Origin of the sequence: Solirubrobacter soli DSM 22325, assembly GCF_000423665.1 — a bacterium.
In the GTDB taxonomy this organism is placed as follows: Bacteria; Actinomycetota; Thermoleophilia; order Solirubrobacterales; family Solirubrobacteraceae; genus Solirubrobacter; species Solirubrobacter soli.
The window spans coordinates 1-20588 of sequence record NZ_AUIK01000045.1 but is presented as its reverse complement, the minus strand read 5'-3'; the positions used below and the strand labels follow the sequence as shown (position 1 = coordinate 20588).

Genomic DNA, 20588 nt, shown 5'->3' with positions numbered 1-20588 from the left:
GCTGTGGACCTACAACCATCGCCGCCGACACTCAGCCATCGGCCACCAACCACCGATCAACCGGCTGAACAACCTGCTCGGGACTTACACCTAGGCGCTCACCGGCTGGACCGGCATGTGTGCGGTGTCTCTCGGCAGCGATGTCATTTTGGTGCGCTCGGGGTGCTGGCGAGCAACGTCGGTTTCACTGTCTGCCCGATGTCACTCGGGATCTCGACAACGTCGCCGGGACAGGCGGAGGTCCTTCCGCACCCGGCCGCTTCGGATGCCGAACGCCCCGAATCGCCTATCAACGTGGCGCGTGAGCGGTTGGAGCGAGTCGACGGACTCGCACCCCGTGACGATGCTCAGGTGCACGGCCCGCGAGAGACAGGCTCGCGGCGGTTCACTTTCATACATCCGCTCGCCGCGCTGACCGTCTGCGCTCGCCGGGGGAGGGGTAGCATCGAGGTCGGAGGGCACGCGCGCCGCGGTCGTCCGGCAACGGCAGCTGACTTCCTTCGCTTCGCAAATCCGCGCGATCGGAGGACGCTCGAACATGCCCGACCTTCAGGCCAACGTCCGTGGCTGAACGCGGCACCCGGCCGGACGTATCGCGAACCCACCGGCGGCTTCTGCGTGCCGCCGGCGTGCTCTTCACGCCGCTGCTGCCGGACGACTACGTCGAGCTGATCAACCCGCTGTGGTCCACACGGGAGCTGCGCGGGCGGGTCGAGGCCGTCGAGCCCGAGACCGAGGATTCCGTGACCGTGGTGATCCGGCCGGGATGGGTCTGGCCGGGACACGTGCCGGGGCAGTATCTGCGGGTCGGCGTCGTGGTCGAGGGTGTGCATCACTGGCGCGCCTACTCGCTGACCTCCGATCCCGGCCGCCCCGACGGCTGCATCTCGATCACGCCGCAACTGCTGCCCGCCGGCAAGGTGTCGCCGTACCTGGTGCGTGCCGTGCGCCCGGGAACGATCGTGCGCCTGGGTGGCGTCGAGGGTGATTTCACCCTTCCGGACCCACTGCCACGCTCGCTGTTGTTCATCAGCGCGGGCAGCGGGGTCACCCCGATCATGAGCATGCTCCGCGACCTCGACCGCCGCGACGGGCTGCTGGATGTCGTGCACCTGCATTCTGCGCGGACCGCCGGCCGTTTCGTGTTCGGCTCCCAATTGCTCGCGCTCGCCGACCGCCGACCCGGGTATCGCCTCCATCTCCAGCTCACCGAGGCCGACGGACGCCTGTCGCCGATCGATCTCGATCACCTCTGCCCGGACTGGCGGACGCGGACCACGCTCGCAAGTGGCCCGGGGGCGATGCTCGACGACCTCGCGGCGTCCTGGAAACGGGCCGGGGTCGGCGACCGGCTGCGGATGGAGCGCTTCCAACCGGTGATCGACGGCCACGCCGCGGGCGCCGGCGGCGCGATCAGCTTCTCCAAGAGCCGCGCGCGAACGTCGTCCGACGGCTCCGTGCCGATCCTGGTCGCCGGCGAGCGAGCAGGCCTGGACCTCGACTACGGCTGCCGCATGGGCATCTGCCGCACGTGCGTCGGGCGCCTGTCCTCAGGCCGGGTGCGAGACCTGCGCACCGGCAAGGTCTCGGGGCAGCCCGGGGAGATCGTCCGCACCTGCATCAACGCCCCTGAGGGGCCGATCGAGATCGCACTTTGACCAAGGGACGGGAACCCGGATGACGACCATGATCGAAAGCCCGCTGGCGCACCTGACCGACGACGAGATCGACGAGCTCGCGCGCGAGTTCGATGCGATCCACGAACAGGTCTTCGCCGAGCTCGGCACTCGCGACCGCCGATACATCACGCGCATGATCCAGACCCACCGCGGACTGGCGGTCCTGGGGCGCGTCCTGCTGTTCGGCGCGCGCTACAAGCCCGCTTGGGTCGTCGGGACCGCCACGCTCTCGGTGGCCAAGGTCCTGGAGAACATGGAGATCGGCCACAACGTCATGCACGGCCAGTGGGATTGGATGCACGACCCGTCGATCCACTCCTCGAACTGGGACTGGGACTCCGCCTCGACCCCGGAGGCCTGGAAGCACTCGCACAACTACATCCACCACACCTACACGAACATCCGTGGCAAGGACAAGGACCTCGGCTACAAGATCATGCGGATCGATCCGCACCAGCGGTGGCTGCCGATCTATCTGCTCCAGCCGATCTACAACCTCGCGTTGATGGCGTTCTTCGAATGGGGTGTCGCGTTCCACGATCTCGACCTGGACGCGATTCGCAAGCGCGAGAAGTCGATCGCCGCGCTGAAGGCCGAGTTGCTCGGGATGGCTCGCAAGGCCGGCCGGCAGATCGCCAAGGACTACGTCGCCTACCCGGCCTTGGCGGGACCGAAGGGGTTCAAGAGCACGTTGGCTGCGAACGTCACCGCGAACATCCTGCGCAACGTCTGGGCGCATTCGATCATCTTCTGCGGCCACTTCCCCGATCAGACCTACACGTTCAGCGAGGCCGAGGTCGCCGACGAGAACCGTGGCCGCTTCTACGTCCGGCAACTGCTCGGTGCGGCCAACATCGAGGGCAGCCCGCTGTTTCACATCCTGAGCGGCAACCTCGGCTACCAGGTCGAGCACCACCTCTTTCCCGACATGCCGAGCACCCGGTACTCCGAGATCGCGCCGCGGGTCAAGGAGATCTGCGAGCGCTACCGCCTGCCGTACAACACCGGGCCTTTCCTCAAGCAACTCGGGATGGTGCAACGCACGATCCTGCGCCTGGCGTTCCCCGGCGGACGACCGCGGCCGAAGCCCGGCCCGTACGCACGGGGCAGCGCCAGGTGAGTGCCTACCGGGTCGCGGCGTCGACGACGCCTTTGCGGTCCTTGTGGTTGCGCTCGTAGTCGAGCACCTGTCGCGCGGTCGCGTCGTCCGCCTTGGAGAGCGTGCGCGTGATCGTCTCGACGCTCGCCTCGTCGTAGCCCGCCCAGGGCTCGTCGCCCGAGAGCTTGGCGATCCGGTCAGTGATCGTCGCGCGGTTCGCGTGCTTGGTCTCGTAGGCGCCGATCATCCGCAGCTCGCGCTGGCTGAAGCCCTTGAGCTTGGACACGATCTCGTCGGCGGTCTGCTGGTCGTAGTGGGCGATCGGCAGGTCCTCCTCGGTCGCCACGGCGCCGGTGATGGCGCCTTCGGCGGCTGCCACTCCGGGGATCTTGCGGGCCTTGTCGGCAATGCTCATGTACGGCTCCTGATGTCAGAGAATGGCCGGGACCCAGCCTGGGCTGGGCCTCGGGACGGCTAGGCGTTGGCGAGCTCGCGCTCGGCGGCGTTGAGGACGCCGGTGCGGTTCTTGTGGGCGCGTTCGTAGCTGCGGACCTGCTCGGCGCGATCGCTGTCGCCCTCCGAGAGGACGGCCTGGACGTCGGTCGCTGTCAGTTCGTCGTATCCGGGCCACGGCTCGTCGCCGCGCAGCGAGTCGATGCGTCTCAGGATCGTGGTGCGGTCCTGGTTCTTGCGCTCGTACGCATCGATCTTTGCCAGGTCGATCTGCGAGAGCTCGGTGAGCCGGTCGACGATCTCCTGCGCGGTGAGCGAGTCGTAGCGGGCGATCGCGAGGTCGCTCTCGGACGCGACGGCGCCCTTGATCTCGCCTTCGGCGCGGGCGACGCCCGGCACCTTGCGGGCCTGACGCGCGGTGCGCTTGGCCGCCTTGGCCGTCGTCTTGGTGGCGTCCTTGGCGGCCTCGCCGACACCGCGGGCCGCGTCCGCGGCGCCGGTGGTGGTGACGTCGTAGGACGGCTGGCCCTTGGTCTCGGCCCGCACAACCGCGTCGGTCAGCTTCGGGATCTCGCGCAGGACGCGCGCCTGCATCTTCTCCTCGTCGGCGCGGATCGAGGCGGCCATTCGGGCGGTCTGCGTGTCCCCGACCGATTCCGCGAGCCGCTCGAGCGCCGTGTAGGTGGCGATCTCCAGGGCCTCGCTGGCGTAGGCGTCCTTGGCGTTCTTGAGCACCTTCTCCTCGCCGCCGGAGCCGCGCAGGAGGTCGAACGGCGTCTTGCCCAGCGCCAGCACCTGGCCGGCGGCCGTCTCGAGCAGCCCGACCACGGCCATCAGCGGGTTCGAGCCCTGGCTGAGCGCCTTCCGCCGCTCGCCGACGCGCTGCGCGTGGTCGTGCGTCTGGCCCAGGTGGGACTCCAGTGCGCTGCGATAGGCGCCGCGCGGCGTCATCGCGATCTGCGACTGCAGCACGCGAACCAGCGCGTGCTCCATCGCATGCGCCTCGTTGAGGTACTGCACGATCTTCTGTTGCTCGGACTCTCTCATGAGTCGTCCTCCAAGGTGTTGGGGCGGGGGCGGGGAATGGCCGGGATGGCGCCGCAGCCGGCAAACGCGCGACCGGTCTCAGCTGTGGCCCTCCGTCGTCGTGAACGACGGCTTCGTCTCGATCGACAGGCAGCCGACCGTCAACGGAGAAGAGGGAGCGCGGCGAGATGCTCGTGCGATCCCTTACTCATGTCCTGCCCGAGACGCTCGATCGTCAAACAGGTGTTCGCTCTCTGTGACCTCCGTCACAGCGAACGCGCGTTCCCACTTCGAGACGCTCGCGGTTCCGCCGCGGTCCAGGGAGCCAGCCAGAACAGCTCGACCGCGAGATCCGGGCCGACGTGAAAGTTCGACACGGAGGCCAGGACGGCCCTGCCGGAGAGTCGCTGGACGGCGTCGACGTAGGTGTGGCGCGTGCTGGCTTGAAAGATCCTGCGCGTGTCGTGCACGTCGTCGGCGCGCTCAAGTTCGATCATCGTCTTCTCTACGTCGGTGTAGATGCCGCCCAGCGTGCACGCCAGCAGGTCATCGCCCAATCGGGTCGTCTTGGCCGTCGCCGGCGCCCGCCCGTAGTAGCGCAGATGAAGCGCGACGATGGCATCGGTGACGGCGTCCAGGAGCGCGGGGCCCGACAGCGGGGCTGTGGGGTCAGAGGAGGGCAAGGTCACCAGCGCAGGTGAGGCAGTGCTCGTCGTGATCGAGCAGTTCCGCGGCGGCCGGGGCCCGCCACACCAGCCCGCACGGCCCCTGGCAGGCGAGCCCGGCCGCCGACTCCGGGTCTGCGTCGGCCGCGAGCCGGCGCTGATTGATCGCCAAACCGGAGTCTCGGTGCCACCAGCCATTGATCGCGCCGCGGCGATCGAGATAGACCTCGACCGCCGTGCCGGCCGGGACGCGCACCGCTGCCGCCGCGGGCGCCCACGCGCGCCGGATCGAGCCGTCGCGGCTGTGCGTCCACAGTGCGCGATCCGCGATGTCCATCACTCGGGCGGTGACGATCCCGGCGTTGACGGGGTTCTTGAGTGGATCTCGCCGGCCGTCGGTCACCGGTGAGGGGGTCCTCGGGACCGCATCCTGGAGCACCGGTTTCGCCGCGGGCGCGCCGGCGAGCATGTCGACCAGACCGCGCGTTCCGGTCAGGACGAACACCCGCTCCAGCTCGGCGGACGCGCCGACCAGCACCAGCCGCGCCCCGGCGTCGCGCGCTTGGCGCGTAGCGTCGAGGAACACGTGCACCCCGCAGCTGTCCACGAACGACAGCTCATGCACGTCGATCACGACGAGTCGCGCATGCTCGAGCGCCTCCCGCAAGACCAGCGTCACCTGCGGAGCCGTGATCACGTCCAGCTCGCCTCCCAGCCGCACTGCGGCCGCGTCGACCCCGGTCGCGGACCACACGCAGCCAAAGGCCGGCGACACGCCGTCGGGACCTTCAGAACCGCTGTGAGAAGACATGTACAGACTCCAGGTCGCGTCGCACACCCGAAGTCCGATCACGCTGCTCCCGGCCGCGCCGGGAACCCAGTGCTCAAGCCCTCTCGACAGACGATACCGCCAAGCGGTCGCGATGGCGACGATGATCACCGCGGCTCAGATGCCGGCGGGGAACCGCGGATCGCAGGTACGCGAGCGGCACGTCACGCAAGTGACCCGTCGCCCGGCATCTTGGGCACGGCGTGGGTAGCGCCTGGCCATGATTCTTCGTATCGATCGCCTCGGCGTGGAGCTTCCTCCGCCGTCCACGCCCGATCCCGCGGGCGCCGCCGCCGTCCAGGAGCTGATGGGCGGCAAGTTCGGCGAGATGTCGACGCTGATGAACTACACGTTCCAGTCGTTCAACTTTCGCTACCGCCAGGGCGCGCGTCCCTTCTATGACCTGATCGCCAACATCGCGGCCGAGGAGTTCGGGCACATCGAGCTCGTGGCGGCGACGATCAACACGATGCTCACCGGCGCCAGGATCGACGACGCCAAGGACGAGCCGTACAAGCAACACTTCCTCTTCGGGGGCAAAGGCGCGCTGCCGGCCGATTCGCACGGCAAGCCATGGACCGGCGACTACGTGCACTCCTCGGGCGATCTGGTGGAGGACCTCACACACAACTACTTCCTCGAATCCGGTGCCCGCAGCGGCAAGCTGCGCGTCTATGAGATGTGCGACCACCCCTCGGCCCGCGCGCTGACCGGCTACCTGCTCGTGCGTGGCGGCGTCCACCAGGTGGCGTACGCCCGTGCGCTGGAGAACTTGACCGGCGCGGACATGACCAAGCTGTTCCCGACACCGCGGATCGCGACCGAGAAGATCCCCGAATGCCAGCCGCACATCAAGGAAGGGCTGCACCTGAAGCTCTATCGGTTCTCGCCGAACGATTACCTGGAGATGGGGGCGGTCTTCAACGGCACCCACCCGGAGACGGGCGAGCCGCTCGAGGTCGTCGACGAGGCGCCTGAGGGCTTTCCGCCCAACGACCTCCCTCCGCAGAGGGATGTGTTCGCGCCCGACTACGCCCCGGAGGAGATCGCCGAGATCGCCCAGAAGCTGCGCAAGGCCGCCGGCCTCCCGGACAAGGTGACCGGGATCGTGGCCAACAACGGTGGCGCGACGGCCAAGGGGCACACCAAGGCGCAGATCTAGACCGGGCAACCGCAGCTCTCGGCGCCGCCAACGCACTGATCGGCTGACGACACAGGCGGCGTCGCACGGCGGCGGCGCTACGGCCCACCCGCTTCGTCAGGTCCCGGCGTGGGCTTCGGTGCTCACCGCGACGCGATCCTTGCCGCAGCGCTTGGCAGCCAGGAGTTGTTCGTCGGCGCGTCTGAAGAGCTCGTCGGCGCCTTCGGAACCGTCTGGAGCCGTGGCGACTCCCGCAGAGGCGGTCACCGGTCGCGGCCCGAGCGCGGAGACGCGGGTGACACCGAGGGCACGCCTGGCGTATTCCGCGGCCTGCTCGGCATCCGCCCCGGCGAGGATCGCGGCGAACTCCTCGCCCCCGACCCGGCACACCACGTCGGACGCACGGGCCTGCCCGCTGAGGACCTGGGCGAACCCGCGCAGGGCAGCGTCGCCGGCCGGATGCCCATAGTTGTCGTTGATCGACTTGAAGTCGTCGACGTCGAACAGCGCGAGCGAGACCGGCCGGCCTTCGCGGCGGCCGCGCGCGAGCTCGGCGGCCAGCCGCTCGTGGAACACGCGACGGTTGGCCAGGCCGGTCAGAGCGTCGGTCGCGGCCTGCTCGAGCAGTTGCTCGCGTTGGCGGGCGTTCGCGTAGGCGAGCGCCGCGAGCGTGGCGAAGCGGCGGAACAGCTGTGCTTCCTCCGGGCTGAAGGAGACCGGCCCGCCGGGTTCCTCCCGCCAGACGACCAGGGTGCCGATGACGGTCTCGCCCACGGTCAGCGGCGCGATCACGATCGCCTCGTGCTCGTCGACCGGTGTCCCGGGGATCGTGTAGCGCTTGAGCCGCGTGTCCCAGGAGTCGAGGTGGGCGAGCTCCCCCGATTGCACGACGCCGCCGGCGTGGCTGGTATCGAACCCGGGACGGTTGGCGAGCGTCTCCTCCACCCACCTTCCGACGGCGTAGACCGGTACGAGCACGCGAGCGTCGTGGTCGGCTTCGTACACCGCGAGGCTGGTGAAGGGCACGATCGGCTGCAGCTCGCGGACCATGCCGTCCAGCGTGGCGGTAAGCGACTTCTGCGACAGAACGCCCGCGGCCGCGTCGATGATCGCCTCGAGTCCGTGGACGACGCGTGTCGCTGAATCTACCTGCATAGCCTTCGCCCCGTGTAGTCGGCAGCAGGACGCAGAACCCGCACACGACTCGACGATCGTTCGAGGGAGCGCCGTGGGGGGAGATGTCACACCGTATTGCCGACCGACGGCCGGGGTTGGCTCAAGATGCCGGTGCCACAAGCATCGCCGCCGAGCGCCCGCCGCGGGCCTCACCCTCCGAAGGCCGCGCAACGGGCGCCGCGCCGGTGCGAACCCGGTGCGACCCGATACCCCTCCGCAGGGATCGCACTCCATGCGAGGCGATGTGGCCTCGCCCCGCCGTTGCGTGACCGACCGTAGCCCTAGCCGCCTATGACCGCAGTGGATTTGACATCACGCGGACACGCGCGGCTCGGCCGCGTCCCGGACCTGACGGGACCGTCAACGGCTGTTGCGCCTGCCCGGGATACCGCCGCGATCGCCCAAGGGCGTCAGCGTGTCACGTGCGCTCGCCCCGCCGCGCTCGGCGCGAGCGTCGCCAGCGCGCCGGGCCGACCCAGGTGGTAGCCCTGGGCGTACTGCGCGCCGAACGCGATCAGGCGGTCGAGCTGCTCGTGTGTTTCGACGCCCTCGACGACGGTCGGAAGCGCGACCCGGTGCGCCATTGACAGCACACCGGCGAGCAGCGCCTCATGGGCGGGGGACTCGTCCATCGCCGCCACGAAGGAACGATCGAGCTTGAGGACGTCCACCGGCAGCGCCGCGAGCGTGGCCAGGGAGGAGTAGCCGGTGCCGAAGTCGTCGATGGCGATGCGGACGCCCAGCGCGCGCACGGCCGCGATCGTCGCCTGCACCCCCGGCATGTCGTCCAGGGTCGCGGACTCGGTGAGCTCGAGCACGAGCGAATACGGCTCGAGCCCTGAGCGTTCGAGCGCCGACGCGACGACGCCGACGAACCCCGGCGACCGCAGCTGTACGGCGGACACGTTGACCGAGACGTTGAGCGGCCGGTCGGCGCTGCGCGAGAACTCCGCCACCTCCACGCAGGCCCGCTCGAGCACGCGGGCTCCGAGCGCGACGATCAGGCCGCTGGCCTCGGCGACGGGGATGAAGTCGGCGGGCGACACGGGTTGTCCGTCGAGCGTCCAGCGCAGGAGGGTCTCGACCGCCGTCGTCTCCCCGCGCTCGAGGTCGACGATCGGCTGGTAGGCGAGCGTGAGCTCGTCGCGCTCGACGGCCAGTGCCAGCGCCGAGCGCAGGTTCAAGCGCCGCCGCGCTCGCGCGTGCATCGCGGGGGAGAAGAGCTCGATGTGTCCGACGCCGCGGCGGGTCGCGGCGTGCACGGCCGTGTCCGCGGCGCGGATCAGGTCGGCCGGGCTGCCGCCGGCGGCGGCGAGCGCCACACCGGCGCTGGCGGTCAGGGGCACATCACCCTCGGGCAGGACGACGGGCGCCGCGAGCGTGTCCAGCAGGCGGCGTGCCCAGCGCTCGGCGATCTCGGGGACGGTCACGTCGTCGACCAGGAGCGCGAACTCGTCGCCTGCCAGTCGCGCGAGCCGGCCCCCCGTGCCCGCGACGTCGCGCAGCCGGCGCGCGCACTCCGCGAGGCAGTGGTCGCCGGCGGCGTAGCCGAGCGACTCGTTGACCGCCTGCAGGTCGGTGAGGTCGAGCACGATCGCGGCCAACCTGGGAGTGTCCCCGGCGGCATTCAGCGCGTCGCGGACCCACTGCTCGAACTGGATGCGATTCGGCAGCCCGGTGCCCGGATCGCGAAGCTCGGTCGCACGCAGCTGTCGTTCGAGCCGGTGACGTTCGGAGACGTCGCGGACGGTGATGATCAGCCCGCCGACGTCCCGGTCCTCGAGCCGGTCGGCGACTCGCAGCTCGACGGGAATCAGCGCGCCGGCGTTCGCGCGGAGCACGGTCTCGGCGCTCACGACACTGGTCCCGACGGCAGAGGACACGACGCGGCGCAGGTGGGCGGGCACGGTGCTCTCGAGGACGGCGTCGACCGGGCGGCCGAGCGCATCCGCCGACGTGCACCCGGTCAGGGTCTGCAGCGAGTCGGTCGCGTAGCGGATCACGTGGTCGGCGTCGACGACGAGCATGCAGTCGGAGGCATGCTCGACGAGCGCGCGGACCCGGCGGCCGGACAGGGCCAGCGCCTCCCGCTCTCCCTCGGCACGCGCGGCACGGTCACGGAGCCGCGCCGCGGCTCGCGTCGCACGGCGGTACGCGCGCAGCAACCCACCGACCAGCAGCAGCGCGATCACGCCCCCGCCCAGGGTGTGCAGCCGCGCCAGGCGATCGTTGCGTGTTGCCCGCGCTTCGGCGCGGTCGCGGGCGGCTTCGATCACACGCTCCAGCCGCGCCAGGCGATCGGCGAGCGCACTCCCGGACGAGCCCAGTACCGCGCGCGGTCGCGTGGCGATCGCGGCCGTCTGATTCGCGACGTCGCGCTCGGTCTGCTCGAAGATGCGCAATGTGGCGGGTGACTCCGCGCGCTCCAGGTCGGCGTGCATCGCGATCCAGCGACGCGATCCCTCCCTGACCAGCGTCGCGCCGTCGAGCGCCCCGGACGAGGCGCGCCAGCCGAGCGCGTCGATCTCGTGCAGGGATTCCGAGGCCTCGGCCAGCGCCAGCACCCGCGTCCGCTCGGCTCCGACGCGGGCGTGCAACAGTGCGGCCACTGCGGCCCAGCCGACAACGACGACGACGATCGCGGCCAGAAGCCACGACCTGGTGCGTCGAGGGGCTGACGTCTGAACGTCGGGATGCCGTGGCGTTAACGAGCCCACACTGCAGGTATCGGCCGCAACGGTGCCGACACGCAATTGCGGGCCTCGCGAGCTGACGCGGGCGTCAGGGGCATGACGTTGCGTGCTTCAGCTCCCGTCGACCGCCCGCGGGGGAGTTGCCTAAGCGTCACACGGCGGCGCCGTTGCGTCTCGGAGTGTGGGGCCGGCGCGTCACGCCGCCAGCGTCTGTTCGAGGGTCGCGGTCGCGATGACCGGCGTGTCGATGCCGGTCGTCGACGCGGTGCTGGGGAGCAGCCACGAGCCGTCGGACTGACGGATCACGCGCCGCTCCGCCGCGAGGGTGGCCAACGCTGTCGAGACGGTCGGGCGGCGGGCGCCGACGAGCGAGCCGAGAATCCGGTGCGAGAGCGGGAGGCCGACGGTCACGCCGTGGGTTCCCACTCGTCCCCAGCGCTGGGACAGGTGGCGCAGCATCGCTTCGATCCGGGTGTCGACGCCGGTGACCTGCGAGATCGCCTGCGTCACGGTGAGGCGCTCGGCGCGTGCGTGCAACCGGTCGAGCACCATCGACATGACCTCGGGATAGTGGCGCAACGCCAGCGCGGTGGAACTGTCCAGGATCGCGAGGTGCACCTGCGAAAGCGCGTGCCACTCGACGCCGTCGGTCAGCGTGTCCGCGGTTGCGTCGGCGTGCCAGGTGCGAATGATGTCACCCGGACCGAACAGCTCCGCGCTGGATGTATCGAGCAAACGGACGTTGCAGAGGATGGCGCCGGCGAGGACGAGCAGGCCGATGCTGGAGGCGTGGTTCGCGCGGCCCAGCGCGTCGGGCCGCCACCGCCCCGGCCGCAACGACACAACGCTGACCCGCAGCGTTCGCGTCGCCGCCGCTCGGCGCTCGGCGCTCATCAGCTCGCCGAGGTCAGGATCCAACCTGAGGAGCGACTGCGCGGTCTGTACTTCGAACATCTCGGGGCCTGCCTTACGACTCGATGACGGCGAGGCTCTACCCGCCGGTCGTGGCTCATGGGGGCGGCGGCGCCGATTTCCTGACTGGCACCGTGCCGATCGGTCACATCCGGCACCGGCTCCGACTGCAATGACGACTCGACGGCGAGTGCATCGCCATGACTGCACAAGGGACGACCACGACGGCCGAACGGCCGGGCTCGACGACCGAGCAGGCCAAGGAGAAGGCCCACGAAGGTGCGCAGCAGGCCAAGCGCACGGTTCGCGACCAGGTCGACCAGCGCTCGACCGAGGCCGGCGAGCGCGTCGGCTCGGCGGCCGAGGACATCCGCTCGGTCGGGGCCGAACTGCGGCGCCAGGGCAAGGACCAGCCCGCGAAGTTGGCCGAGCAGGCGGCGCACCGGGCAGAGTCCCTCGGCGCCTACCTTCGGCGTTCTGACGGCGACACGATCCTGCGTGACCTCGAGGACTTCGGGCGCCGGCAGCCATGGGCCGTGATCGCGGGCGGGCTCGCCGTCGGCGTTGCCGCCTCGCGCTTCCTGAAGGCGTCCAGCGAACGGCGGTCGAGCTCCGCAGCGGCGCGCGACACGACACGTGACCTGCCCGCAGGCACGTCGACGAGCCCCGCCGGCTCGCCGGCGCACGCCTCCTCGACTGCCAATGGCGGCACGCTGGACGCGCGGGGCGGCCGCGCTCCCCTCGCCCCCGACCAGGGCCTCTACACGCAGCCCGGCGAGCGGGGCGCCTAGCCCATGGCCACACACGACCCGATCGATGCGCGCGAGCGCAGCATCGGTGAGCTGGTCAAGGATCTCGCCGACCAGACCTCGACGCTGGTCCGGCAGGAGCTCCAGTTGGCCCAAGCCGAGGTCACGCAGAAGGGCAAGCTGGCCGGAAAGGGCGCGGGCTTGCTGGTCGGCGGCGGAGTCGCCGGCCTGCTCGGCCTCGGCGCGTTGACCGCGCTGCTGATCGTCGCCCTCGACGGCGCGATGGCGCTCTGGCTCGCGGCGCTGATCGTGACCGCGCTCTGGCTTGCCCTCGCCGGCGCCCTGGCCATGGCCGGCAAGAACGCGCTCCAAAGGGCCACACCCCCTGTTCCGCAGACCGTTGAAACCGTGAAGGAGGACATCCAATGGGCGAAGACCCGGACCGGATCCGCGAAGAGATAGTGCAGACGCGTCTAGAGATGGGCGAGACCGTCGATGCGCTCGGCTATAAGGCCGACGTCAAGGAACGCGCCAAGGACCGCGTGGTCGGCATCAAAGACCGTGTCGTCGGCGCGACCCCCGACACCGGTGACGTCCACCAGCAGGCGCGCCGCGCTCGCAGTGTGGCTCAGGACAACCCGCTCGGCCTCGCGGTCGGCGCGGTCGCCGTCGGATTCCTGGCCGGGATGCTGATCCCGTCCACGCGCATCGAGGACGACAAGCTCGGCACGATGTCCGACGACGTCATCGAGCGCGCAAAAGAGACCGGCCAAGAGGCGCTCGAGCGCGGCAAGCAGGTCGCGCAGGATGCGGCCGAGACCGCCAAGGAGAGCGGCCGAGAGCACGCCGAGGAGCTCAAGACGACCGCGCAGGAGCACGCGCAGGCAGCAGCGAGCTAGGCCCGGCCCGCTCGCGCGCAGAGCCGTGTTGGCTCTGCGCCGCGGCTCGCCGCGCGCCGAGCGATGCCACGGATCGACCCAAGGCCGAGCGGCTGCGGTCAGGCGTTCGCGACGACGGTTCCGGCATGCGCCGAGAACTGGCGGCGCACGTACGGTGGGGCCGGATGCGCTTGATGCCACGCGTGGCGCAGGAGGCGCTCGTCGTCGCGGCTGAGCACGCGGCGTACCTGGATGTCGTCGAGCAGCCGGCAGAGGACCTCGCCCGCCACGGCACTGGCGACGAGCTGCGTCGTGCCGGCCGAGCGCGCGGTGAGGAGCGCGCCAAGGCGGTTGCATGCGCCCCAAGCCTGGCCGAACGCGACCAGGCGCCCGTGGTGCCGCGCGTCTTCGCGCAGGCAACCGAACGCCGCCCGCAGTTGTTCGTCGAAGGTTCCGGTGACGGCGCCCCTGCGAACGATCACGTGTGGCCGTTGGGCGCGGATGAGCGATTGCAGCTGCGGCGGTTCGAGCCACGTCGCCGCCTGCAGGCCGGCCATGACGACCGGGCGGCGGGGAGCGAACAGGTCCGGGTCGTCCAGCCCCAGCTGCGCGCAGACGCGCCCGAACCGTGTGACGGGGGAGCCCTCCGGGCTCGGTATTCCGGTGATTCGCCGGCGCGCGCGAGGCCCGCTCTCTCCGCCGATCAATTCGTCCACCCGCTCGGCCGCCGCCCGATGCCCACAGTCGTGCTCGCGCTGCCTTCCGCCGCCGGCAGGCGGTCACGCCTCCTGCTCCGGCTCCTGAACGTCCGGAGCCACGCGGGGGCTCGTAGGCGCCGCGGTCGTGGGGTGTGAGACACGGGTCCGGGCATGGACGTCACCTCCGAAACGCTCGCTGAGCTGGGTCTCGGAAGTCAGCCGGTGATGCCAGGTCCCCTGACCTCGCCTGCATGCCCTCCACGGGTGATTGTATGGCCCATGTCGTCCTCACGTGGCCAACGGCTGCACCGGCGGTCAGCGATCGACCTGCTCGCCGCGAGCACGACCTGCGTCGAGCTCGGGTGCCTTGGGGGGGTCGGGACGGGTCGTAGGAGATTCGTCGCGGAGTGCGAACGGAAGGCGGATGTACATCGTTCGCGTGATGCGCGAGGCGGGGAGCGAGCTGCGCGATGTCGCGCGCGCCGGAACGCCGACGCATGGGCACCTCAGGGACCGGATCGTCGCGATCGCGGTCGCGACGCTCATCGTGGACCTGGTGTGCGCTGGGCTGGGCCTTCTGCTCGAGCACGGCGCCGCGCAGACGCATCACGACCTTCGGGAGCGCGCTGTTCTGGACCTCCACGCAGCTGCTCACCGTGTCCTCGTCGCTTCAGAACCCGATCTCGGCGGGCGGCCGCATCCTCGACGTCGCGATGGAGGCCTACGCGATCACGGTCGTCGCCACGCTGGCCGGGTCGATCGGCGCGTTCATGGTCAAACGCGCACGCGAGCTCGAGCACGATGCCGCACGCCAAGCGACGCAGAAGTGAGGACGACCGCGACGCGGTCCGGTCGCAGCCGGCGTCACATTCCCGACCCCCGCACCTGGTCAAGTGTCCAGCTCGATCAGGATCCGCTGAGCGAAGCAGATAGCGTCCGCTGTGGCGGTGAGCAGCCGGACCCCTGCGGCCCCGCTACCGACGGATGGACGGACCCACCCTCGGCCGTGCTGGGCCCTGGCCACGACCCCTCCGGCCAGGGCCCAGCCGACAATCCTCACCGCGGTCTGAGCAGCGACGGCCGCGGCGCAGGCTCTCCGGCAAGTTGCTCACCGCCCGCCGCGAAGCCAACCGCGCCCTCAAACGCCACCTCTCTCGCCACCTGCGAACCGGCGGGCTGGCAGACCAACACCACGGCCTGCGTTCAGCTGAACCCTTCGGCTTGAATGCTCGAGGGGGGCACGCCGAGCCGGCGAACCGCCTCGCTGAGCTCGTCCACCATCGACGGCGGCCCGCACAGCAGCGCGCTCCAGTCGCTGACATCGGTCGGAGCGTGGCGCCGTAGGACCGTCTCGCTCAACCGCCCGCGTTCGCCGATCCACCCCTGGGTCGGGCGAGAGAGGACGTGCACGACGCGCAGACTGGGGAGGCGGCGCTGCAACTCGCGCAGTTCGTCCCAGAACGTCACGTCCGCTTGCCGCCGGCTCCCGTAGAGCAGGAGCAGCGGGCGAGCATCGCCTTGCTCGGCGGCGGTGCGGATCACGCTCAGGGCCGGCGTGATGCCGATCCCGGCCGCGATCAGCAGCCGCCCGCGCACCGGTGGTGCGTCGTGTACCGGCTCGCCGTGAGGCCCGTCGAGGAGGATGCGATCTCCGACTCGCAGGTCACGCACTGCCTTGCTGAAGTCGCCGAGCGCCTTGACCGTGAACTGTGGGCAGGCCGATGTTCCGGCGCTGGAGCTCAGCGAGAACGGGTGATCGTCGATTGCGTAGGACGCGTGCCGCAGTCGAGCGAACTGACCGGGCGCGAACCGCACGCCTCGATGCTGCTCCGGGCGCAGTTCCAAGGTCAACGCGTCGCCGCGCTCCGGCGTGATCGCCTGAACCAGGTACGGCCGTGTGGCGCTCGTGTACGGACGCGCGATCCGCGACCAGAAGAGCGCCGCCGCGGCGAGCACCACGATCGCGACCGTCGTCCAGCGGACAGCGGGGAACGACATGTAGGAGTCGACCCAGACGAGGTGCGCGAACGCGGCGGCGAGGACGACGACGGTGAGCGCGAGGTGCAGCGCCTTCCAGCGCTCGTAGCTGAGCCGCAGCCGTCGCCGCCACGCCGACGTCGCCGCCAGCGCACCGAGGCCGACGAGACCCGCCATGCCGGCGCGCGCTCGTGGCGGCGCGGTCGCCGAGTCGAGCAAGGCGAGGCGGGAGGGATCGTCGGCGACGAGCACGGCGATGTGCGCGACGACCAGGACGAGCACGGCGATTCCCGCGTGTCGGTGAAGGGCGAGGACACGACGGAGTCCGAAGGCGCGCGTCGTCGCCGCCCACTTCCCGGAGCTCACGATCTGCAGGGCGATCAGCGAGACCGCGGCGAAGCCGAGTGCGTCGGCGAACACCACGAGACGCCCATTCGCCCCGGGTTTGACGATGCCGGCGATCAGCGCCAGCGGCACGAGGATCGTCGCCGCGTACGCGCCGGCCAAGGCAGCCCGAAGAGCGGTGCGGCTCACCGCTCGTCTCGGAAGCCGACGAACCCCCGTCCACGACGACCGTCTTCGCCGCCGTCGGCTCGGGCTCCGTCCGTCTGGGACGTCGCGCTGATGGACGTGGGAACGGCGGCGGTCGGCGCGTGGGCGGCCATCGCCACGGCGCCGGCCGCGAAGACGATGAGCGCGAGCAGTCCGGCGAGCAGGCCACGATGAGGCGAAGACATGGCGCCGAGGCTCACACCGCGTCTGTCAAGTTCGCGTCAACTTCGCGCGTGGGTGGCCGGCCCGACGCCGCAGTCATGGTGTGGCATCGCGTGCCGATGCGGCACCGCGTTCACGAAGCGGTCAGGCGCGCACGTCGTCGACCATCCGATCGAAGCGGGGGCCCGAGCCGGATCTATGACTTGAGGCGATCTCCGTGGTGAATATGGCGGTGACCCGCGAGCGCGACATCGCCGCGACTCGCCGAACGCGCGATCGGGTCCAGGCGCAGATCGCCGGGCTGCAACACGGTCGGCCGCTCGATCGGCCCGCGCCTCCCCAGCGCCCACAGGCGAGCGGCCAACTGGACGAACTCGAACGGCTTGGCCGGGTAGTCGTCGGCGCCGGCGTTGAGCGCGTGGACCCGATCCTCGACGCGGTCGCGCGCGGCCGGCATCGACACCGGCGTCGAGACCTTGCGCCGGCGCAGCTCGGCGCACACCTCGAATCCGCGCCCCCGGCAGCATCACGTCCAGCACGAGCGCGTCGCAGATGTTCTCGGTCGCTTTGCGGATCGCTTCCAGTCCGTCATGCGCGAGCGCGACCCCGGCACGTTGCCGCAGAGCGCGCCCGACAAGCGTCGCTCGACGCGCTCGAGTTCGCTAGGTCGAACGGAACGCACGTCCTGATCACCTGGTCGTAGCCGCTTCGCCCACTTTCAGTCCCGAACGTGGCTCGTTCGTCGAAGACAGGACACCTCAACTCGAGAGAGACGGCGGCGGCGGGCCGTGGTCACCGCGCGGACCTTCAATATGGCGAGTCCGGGCCCATGCGGATCAGCGCGCCGCGGGCGAAAGCGCGGCGCTCAGAGCACCCTCTGTGCCGTCATGGTGCTCGTCCCCGTTCTCGACCACCGCACGCTCGGGCGAGACTGTGGACCATGGATCGGCCTGCGAAACGGAGCCTCAGAGGCGATCGGCAGGGCTCCGGGAACTCGCCCGCGAAGAAGGCGGCCGCGCGCCAGGATCTCCCCGTTGGACCGCTGAGCGGGACGCTTCTGGACGTGCCGATGACCGCGGCCGCAGCGGCGGCACAGTTGCCCCTTTCCGCCGACGCGTCTCAGGCTGCGGTGGCCGGCGTCCCGACATTTCCTCCGCCATCGCCCGACGGCCGGCCACCACCTGGCTTCAACGGCGCCGCCGAAGTCGTCGCTCAATACCTTCCCTACGCGGATCTGGCGAACTTCATGGCCGTGTCGAAGGCCACGCGGGGCGGCGTCGACAAGGCGATCCAGTCGCGCTTCGTCGTTTCCGGCGGGCTGTCGCCGAAGCTCGCGAAGCAGACGCCGCAGGTGGCTCACGCCTTGGCATCGGGCGCACCGGATCGACGGCTTCTGGACGAGCCGTCGGCACCCAACTGGGACCCGCCGAAGCGCGGGTCACCGCCTTCGGACGAGCAGAAGACCTTGGACGCGGCCTTGGGCGAGGTTCCCGACGTCCTGACGGCGATTCGCTGGCGAGAACTTCGCCACAAGAAGCCGGCGAGCCTCGCTCAGCTCGGGGACCAGGTGCGACGTCATGCGGTGGCCACCGCGCTGCTCCGGGCGGCCCCGCCCCAGTCCACCGGGCGAGATCTCTCCCCTCCCAGCGCGCAGATGAAAGAGCGAATGGCCGCCGTCGGGAAGCACTGGCAAGGGTTGTACGAGGCTCGTCGCGGCGCTCGCGTTCCTGACGCGGGGAGTGGCTGGCAGACAAAGAACGTGACCGATGGCGCGGCGGAGGACGCGACGGCCAAACGCGTCGGGGAGAAGCTCAACGGCCAGGGCCACAACTTCACCGTGGTCCGGCCGCCCGAGGACTCCCAGGAACCGCCACAGCCGTATTCGAACCGCATCCTCGAGAGGAAGGAACTCGAAGAGGCGCAGAAGGTGACGGGCCCGATCACCCCCGTCCTGACCACCGCGGACGAGCGACGGAACTGGAGTCAGGCCTTCGGCAATAGTCGCCCCTCTGCGGACATCCGGCTGCACAGCGAGATGCAGCCCACACTGACGCAGCAGCCGTGGGAGATGCGCTACGCGGGCAACAACTACTACAGCTGCGCCCAGTGCACCGCGGCCTACCACGCCCTGGACCGGACGAACCTGAACCGCGGCTCGCACGGCGCCAAGGCACCGTCGATCATCCCTCCGCGCATTCGCACCAACAGCGTCTATCTGAGCCACTACCTCGGCGCGGAGCAACTCGACCCGCTGCTGACGCAGAGCGCGCTCCTGACCAGGTCGCCGACTGCCGCGCCTGCCTCACAACCAAGCCCACCGCCGCCCGCGATCGGCTCGCGGCCCCAGCTGAGCCCGCATCAAGTCGCGGCTCGGCACGCGCGGGACCTGGTTCGCCTGATGGAGCGGCTCGAGCGCGAGGATTCAAGCTTCTACAAGACGGCCGGGCTCGAAGGGGACCAGTACCCGACCAAGACCTATGGCTGAGCCCGATACCCACTGCTCAGCCGGCTGCGCCGGGAGCGCTTGGTCGAGACGATCTGGCGAGAGTCGCCATCCGGTCCGCCGCGCCGTTACTACACGCTGACCGCCGAGGGCGAAGCGGTCTTGGACGCCTTCGCCGCTGATTGGCGTCGGTTCTCGCGTTCCGTCGATGGCCTTCTGGCCGCTGGATCATCCCATGAGCACACAGACACCGCATCCGCTCGTTGAGGACTATCTCGACCGGCTCGAGCGAGCCGCGAGCCATCTGCCCGGCGCGCGACGTCGCGAACTGGTCGCCGACATCGATGCGCACCTGGCCGAGGCGCTCAGCCGGTCGCCCACCGACGCCGAAGTCGCCGTCGAGCTCGCGCGGCTGGGGGATCCCCGCGAGATCGCCGAGGCCGAGGCGCCGCGACCGGTGCCTCGTCTGAAGACGCTGCTCGACTGGCGTCCCACGCCGCTCCTGGCAGTCGCCGTCTTGATCGTCGGAAACGCCCTGGGTCCTGCCGGCATGCTGCTCGGGTTGATGGCAGTGGTCGTGTCTCACTTCGGGCGGAGGCGCGAGAAGGCGATCGCGTTGGCGCTATGGGCGATCACAGTGGTCGCGGTGGTCACGATCGTCGAGCCGATCGTCGGTCGCGGGTCGGAGTGGTGCGGTCTGCGCCACTGCGAACCCAACAGCGGCGCCGAGATGACCCTCGCTCTCGCGTCAGCCCTGATCCCACTCGCGGCGATGGTGTACCTGGCCTTCCGAGCGACACGTCGCCAAGGCGGATCGTGGCTCGGGACGAACTCCCGATCTCGCACTGCGGCCGCGGCGCGGTGAACCCGGGCACCCGCGGCGAACCGTCGAGTCCGTCGAGAAGGGCACTTTCGCGCCCGTTAGGCAGCGCGATACGGAAGTCCCATTGACCACGATCACGGATGACGTCACCTGCGATCGGTGTTTCCAACCGCCGCGGTTTCCCTCGATCCTGGAACGCATGCCATTCGCCAACCTGAAAGTCCCGGCCGGCCTGCTCAGCGAAGAGCAGAAGGCCGAGCTCGTCACCGCCGTCACCGACCTCTACGCCGTCGTATTCGGCGTCGAGGCGCGTGCGAACACGATGGTCCTCGTCGACGAGGTCGCCGACGGCGGCTGGGGCATCGGCGGGACCGTGCTGACTTTTTGATCGAAAGTCTCTTTACGTTCAGTGCGAAGTGCCTCCTGTGTTTTGGGCGCCGCGCCTGCGCTCGGCCTTGTCGGTCGAGGGCCGACTCCCGGACCCCGTGTTCAGGCGCGGTTCAGGGTCGCCCTGAGAGCGTGTCCAGCGGTGAGCCGCGGCATGAGCGACGAAGTGACAGCAACCCGGCTCGATCCGTCGTTCTGGCGCGAGACGCTGGCGCCCTACGCGATCCCGGACGCGCGCCGCGGCGT

The 20588-nt window shown here is 70.2% G+C and carries 21 protein-coding genes and 1 pseudogene; 11 read left to right on the top strand and 11 right to left on the bottom strand.

Annotation, left to right across the window (positions count from 1 at the left end):
* Positions 1-563: 563 nt before the first annotated feature.
* Positions 564-1658: a ferredoxin reductase gene (locus G569_RS0128850; protein ID WP_028065993.1), complete on the top strand. Its 1095-nt coding sequence runs from the start codon at positions 564-566 to the stop codon at positions 1656-1658.
* 19 nt (positions 1659-1677) lie between these two features.
* Positions 1678-2799 (top strand): fatty acid desaturase family protein, encoded by a 1122-nt coding sequence (locus tag G569_RS0128845; RefSeq protein WP_028065992.1) that lies wholly within the window; start codon positions 1678-1680, stop codon positions 2797-2799.
* A 4-nt stretch (positions 2800-2803) separates the two neighbouring features.
* Here the strand turns inward: G569_RS0128845 and G569_RS52400 are convergent, their stop codons facing one another.
* The 4 genes from G569_RS52400 to G569_RS59165 all read right to left on the bottom strand — a co-directional run bounded on the left by G569_RS52400 (position 2804) and on the right by G569_RS59165 (position 5862).
* Positions 2804-3193 carry a hypothetical protein gene (locus G569_RS52400; RefSeq protein ID WP_157592391.1) on the bottom strand — a complete coding sequence of 130 codons (390 nt, stop codon included), beginning with the start codon at positions 3191-3193 and terminating at the stop codon, positions 2804-2806.
* Between the two features lie 59 nt (positions 3194-3252).
* Positions 3253-4278 (bottom strand): DUF892 family protein, encoded by a 1026-nt coding sequence (locus G569_RS0128835; RefSeq protein ID WP_028065991.1) that lies wholly within the window; start codon positions 4276-4278, stop codon positions 3253-3255.
* Positions 4279-4523: 245 nt separating this feature from the next.
* Positions 4524-4940: a Na-translocating system protein MpsC family protein gene (locus G569_RS0128830; protein ID WP_169542271.1), complete on the bottom strand. Its 417-nt coding sequence runs from the start codon at positions 4938-4940 to the stop codon at positions 4524-4526.
* A complete protein-coding gene (locus G569_RS59165) occupies positions 4927-5862 on the bottom strand; it encodes an STAS domain-containing protein (RefSeq protein ID WP_157592390.1) in 936 nt (311 codons plus the stop codon). The genes G569_RS0128830 and G569_RS59165 overlap by 14 nt, the downstream gene beginning before the upstream one ends.
* A gap of 109 nt (positions 5863-5971) precedes the next feature.
* Between G569_RS59165 and G569_RS52390 the strand changes: the two genes are divergently transcribed.
* Entirely contained in the window at positions 5972-6913 is a 942-nt protein-coding gene (locus G569_RS52390) for a manganese catalase family protein (protein ID WP_084285730.1), read from the top strand.
* A gap of 96 nt (positions 6914-7009) precedes the next feature.
* On the opposite strand, the gene G569_RS59160 is transcribed toward G569_RS52390, so the two are convergent.
* The 3 genes from G569_RS59160 to G569_RS0128805 all read right to left on the bottom strand — a co-directional run bounded on the left by G569_RS59160 (position 7010) and on the right by G569_RS0128805 (position 11715).
* A complete protein-coding gene (locus G569_RS59160) occupies positions 7010-8047 on the bottom strand; it encodes a GGDEF domain-containing protein (protein ID WP_053227117.1) in 1038 nt (345 codons plus the stop codon).
* A gap of 431 nt (positions 8048-8478) precedes the next feature.
* A complete protein-coding gene (locus G569_RS59155; protein ID WP_028065989.1) occupies positions 8479-10677 on the bottom strand; it encodes a putative bifunctional diguanylate cyclase/phosphodiesterase in 2199 nt (732 codons plus the stop codon).
* Between the two features lie 279 nt (positions 10678-10956).
* Positions 10957-11715, bottom strand: a complete 759-nt coding sequence (locus G569_RS0128805) for a helix-turn-helix domain-containing protein (RefSeq protein WP_037499982.1) — start codon at positions 11713-11715, stop codon at positions 10957-10959.
* Between the two features lie 158 nt (positions 11716-11873).
* Here G569_RS0128805 and G569_RS0128800 point away from each other — a divergent pair, with 158 nt between their 5' ends.
* The 3 genes from G569_RS0128800 to G569_RS0128790 are packed head-to-tail and all read left to right on the top strand — an operon-like array spanning position 11874 to position 13321.
* Positions 11874-12464, top strand: a complete 591-nt coding sequence (locus tag G569_RS0128800; protein WP_028065987.1) for a hypothetical protein — start codon at positions 11874-11876, stop codon at positions 12462-12464.
* Between the two features lie 3 nt (positions 12465-12467).
* Complete coding sequence (locus G569_RS0128795; RefSeq protein ID WP_028065986.1) at positions 12468-12884, top strand: phage holin family protein; 417 nt, start codon at positions 12468-12470, stop codon at positions 12882-12884.
* Positions 12885-12901: 17 nt separating this feature from the next.
* A complete protein-coding gene (locus G569_RS0128790; RefSeq protein ID WP_028065985.1) occupies positions 12902-13321 on the top strand; it encodes a YtxH domain-containing protein in 420 nt (139 codons plus the stop codon).
* A gap of 98 nt (positions 13322-13419) precedes the next feature.
* On the opposite strand, the gene G569_RS0128785 is transcribed toward G569_RS0128790, so the two are convergent.
* Positions 13420-13857, bottom strand: coding sequence for a hypothetical protein (locus G569_RS0128785; protein ID WP_028065984.1), 438 nt, complete (start codon positions 13855-13857; stop codon positions 13420-13422).
* A 797-nt stretch (positions 13858-14654) separates the two neighbouring features.
* On the opposite strand from G569_RS0128785, the gene G569_RS63105 reads away from it, so the two are divergent.
* Complete coding sequence (locus G569_RS63105) at positions 14655-14828, top strand: hypothetical protein (RefSeq protein ID WP_157592389.1); 174 nt, start codon at positions 14655-14657, stop codon at positions 14826-14828.
* 373 nt (positions 14829-15201) lie between these two features.
* On the opposite strand, the gene G569_RS0128775 is transcribed toward G569_RS63105, so the two are convergent.
* From G569_RS0128775 to G569_RS52375, 3 genes are all read right to left on the bottom strand, one after another.
* Positions 15202-16509, bottom strand: a complete 1308-nt coding sequence (locus G569_RS0128775) for a ferredoxin reductase family protein (RefSeq protein ID WP_084285725.1) — start codon at positions 16507-16509, stop codon at positions 15202-15204.
* Positions 16506-16712, bottom strand: a complete 207-nt coding sequence (locus G569_RS0128770; RefSeq protein ID WP_028065981.1) for a hypothetical protein — start codon at positions 16710-16712, stop codon at positions 16506-16508. The genes G569_RS0128775 and G569_RS0128770 overlap by 4 nt, the downstream gene beginning before the upstream one ends.
* A 173-nt stretch (positions 16713-16885) precedes the next feature.
* Positions 16886-17191 (bottom strand): response regulator transcription factor, encoded by a 306-nt coding sequence (locus tag G569_RS52375; RefSeq protein ID WP_053227116.1) that lies wholly within the window; start codon positions 17189-17191, stop codon positions 16886-16888.
* 561 nt (positions 17192-17752) lie between these two features.
* On the opposite strand from G569_RS52375, the gene G569_RS0128760 reads away from it, so the two are divergent.
* The 4 genes and pseudogenes from G569_RS0128760 (at position 17753) to G569_RS0128750 (ending at position 20343) form a co-directional block, all read left to right on the top strand.
* Positions 17753-19174 carry a hypothetical protein gene (locus tag G569_RS0128760; RefSeq protein WP_157592388.1) on the top strand — a complete coding sequence of 474 codons (1422 nt, stop codon included), beginning with the start codon at positions 17753-17755 and terminating at the stop codon, positions 19172-19174.
* Positions 19175-19180: 6 nt separating this feature from the next.
* Positions 19181-19399, top strand: a pseudogene (locus G569_RS66530) (PadR family transcriptional regulator); the annotation flags it as partial.
* Positions 19341-19997, top strand: a complete 657-nt coding sequence (locus G569_RS59150) for an HAAS signaling domain-containing protein (protein ID WP_028065979.1) — start codon at positions 19341-19343, stop codon at positions 19995-19997. The pseudogene G569_RS66530 and the gene G569_RS59150, both read left to right, overlap by 59 nt.
* Before the next feature lie 157 nt (positions 19998-20154).
* Entirely contained in the window at positions 20155-20343 is a 189-nt protein-coding gene (locus tag G569_RS0128750) for a tautomerase family protein (protein WP_028065978.1), read from the top strand.
* The last annotated feature ends 245 nt before the right edge of the window (positions 20344-20588 follow it).

What these genes read in the sequence shown, in the direction of transcription:
- G569_RS0128845 (WP_028065992.1), top strand. Translation starts at nt 1,678, where the DNA reads ATGACGACCATGATCGAAAGCCCGCTGGCGCACCTGACCGACGACGAG.
- G569_RS52400 (WP_157592391.1), bottom strand. Translation starts at nt 3,193, where the DNA reads ATGAGCATTGCCGACAAGGCCCGCAAGATCCCCGGAGTGGCAGCCGCC.
- G569_RS0128835 (WP_028065991.1), bottom strand. Translation starts at nt 4,278, where the DNA reads ATGAGAGAGTCCGAGCAACAGAAGATCGTGCAGTACCTCAACGAGGCG.
- G569_RS52390 (WP_084285730.1), top strand. Translation starts at nt 5,972, where the DNA reads ATGATTCTTCGTATCGATCGCCTCGGCGTGGAGCTTCCTCCGCCGTCC.
- G569_RS59160 (WP_053227117.1), bottom strand. Translation starts at nt 8,047, where the DNA reads ATGCAGGTAGATTCAGCGACACGCGTCGTCCACGGACTCGAGGCGATC.
- G569_RS0128805 (WP_037499982.1), bottom strand. Translation starts at nt 11,715, where the DNA reads ATGTTCGAAGTACAGACCGCGCAGTCGCTCCTCAGGTTGGATCCTGAC.
- G569_RS0128800 (WP_028065987.1), top strand. Translation starts at nt 11,874, where the DNA reads ATGACTGCACAAGGGACGACCACGACGGCCGAACGGCCGGGCTCGACG.
- G569_RS0128795 (WP_028065986.1), top strand. Translation starts at nt 12,468, where the DNA reads ATGGCCACACACGACCCGATCGATGCGCGCGAGCGCAGCATCGGTGAG.
- G569_RS0128790 (WP_028065985.1), top strand. Translation starts at nt 12,902, where the DNA reads ATGGGCGAGACCGTCGATGCGCTCGGCTATAAGGCCGACGTCAAGGAA.
- G569_RS0128785 (WP_028065984.1), bottom strand. Translation starts at nt 13,857, where the DNA reads ATGGCCGGCCTGCAGGCGGCGACGTGGCTCGAACCGCCGCAGCTGCAA.
- G569_RS0128770 (WP_028065981.1), bottom strand. Translation starts at nt 16,712, where the DNA reads ATGTCTTCGCCTCATCGTGGCCTGCTCGCCGGACTGCTCGCGCTCATC.
- G569_RS59150 (WP_028065979.1), top strand. Translation starts at nt 19,341, where the DNA reads ATGGCCTTCTGGCCGCTGGATCATCCCATGAGCACACAGACACCGCAT.
- G569_RS0128750 (WP_028065978.1), top strand. Translation starts at nt 20,155, where the DNA reads ATGCCATTCGCCAACCTGAAAGTCCCGGCCGGCCTGCTCAGCGAAGAG.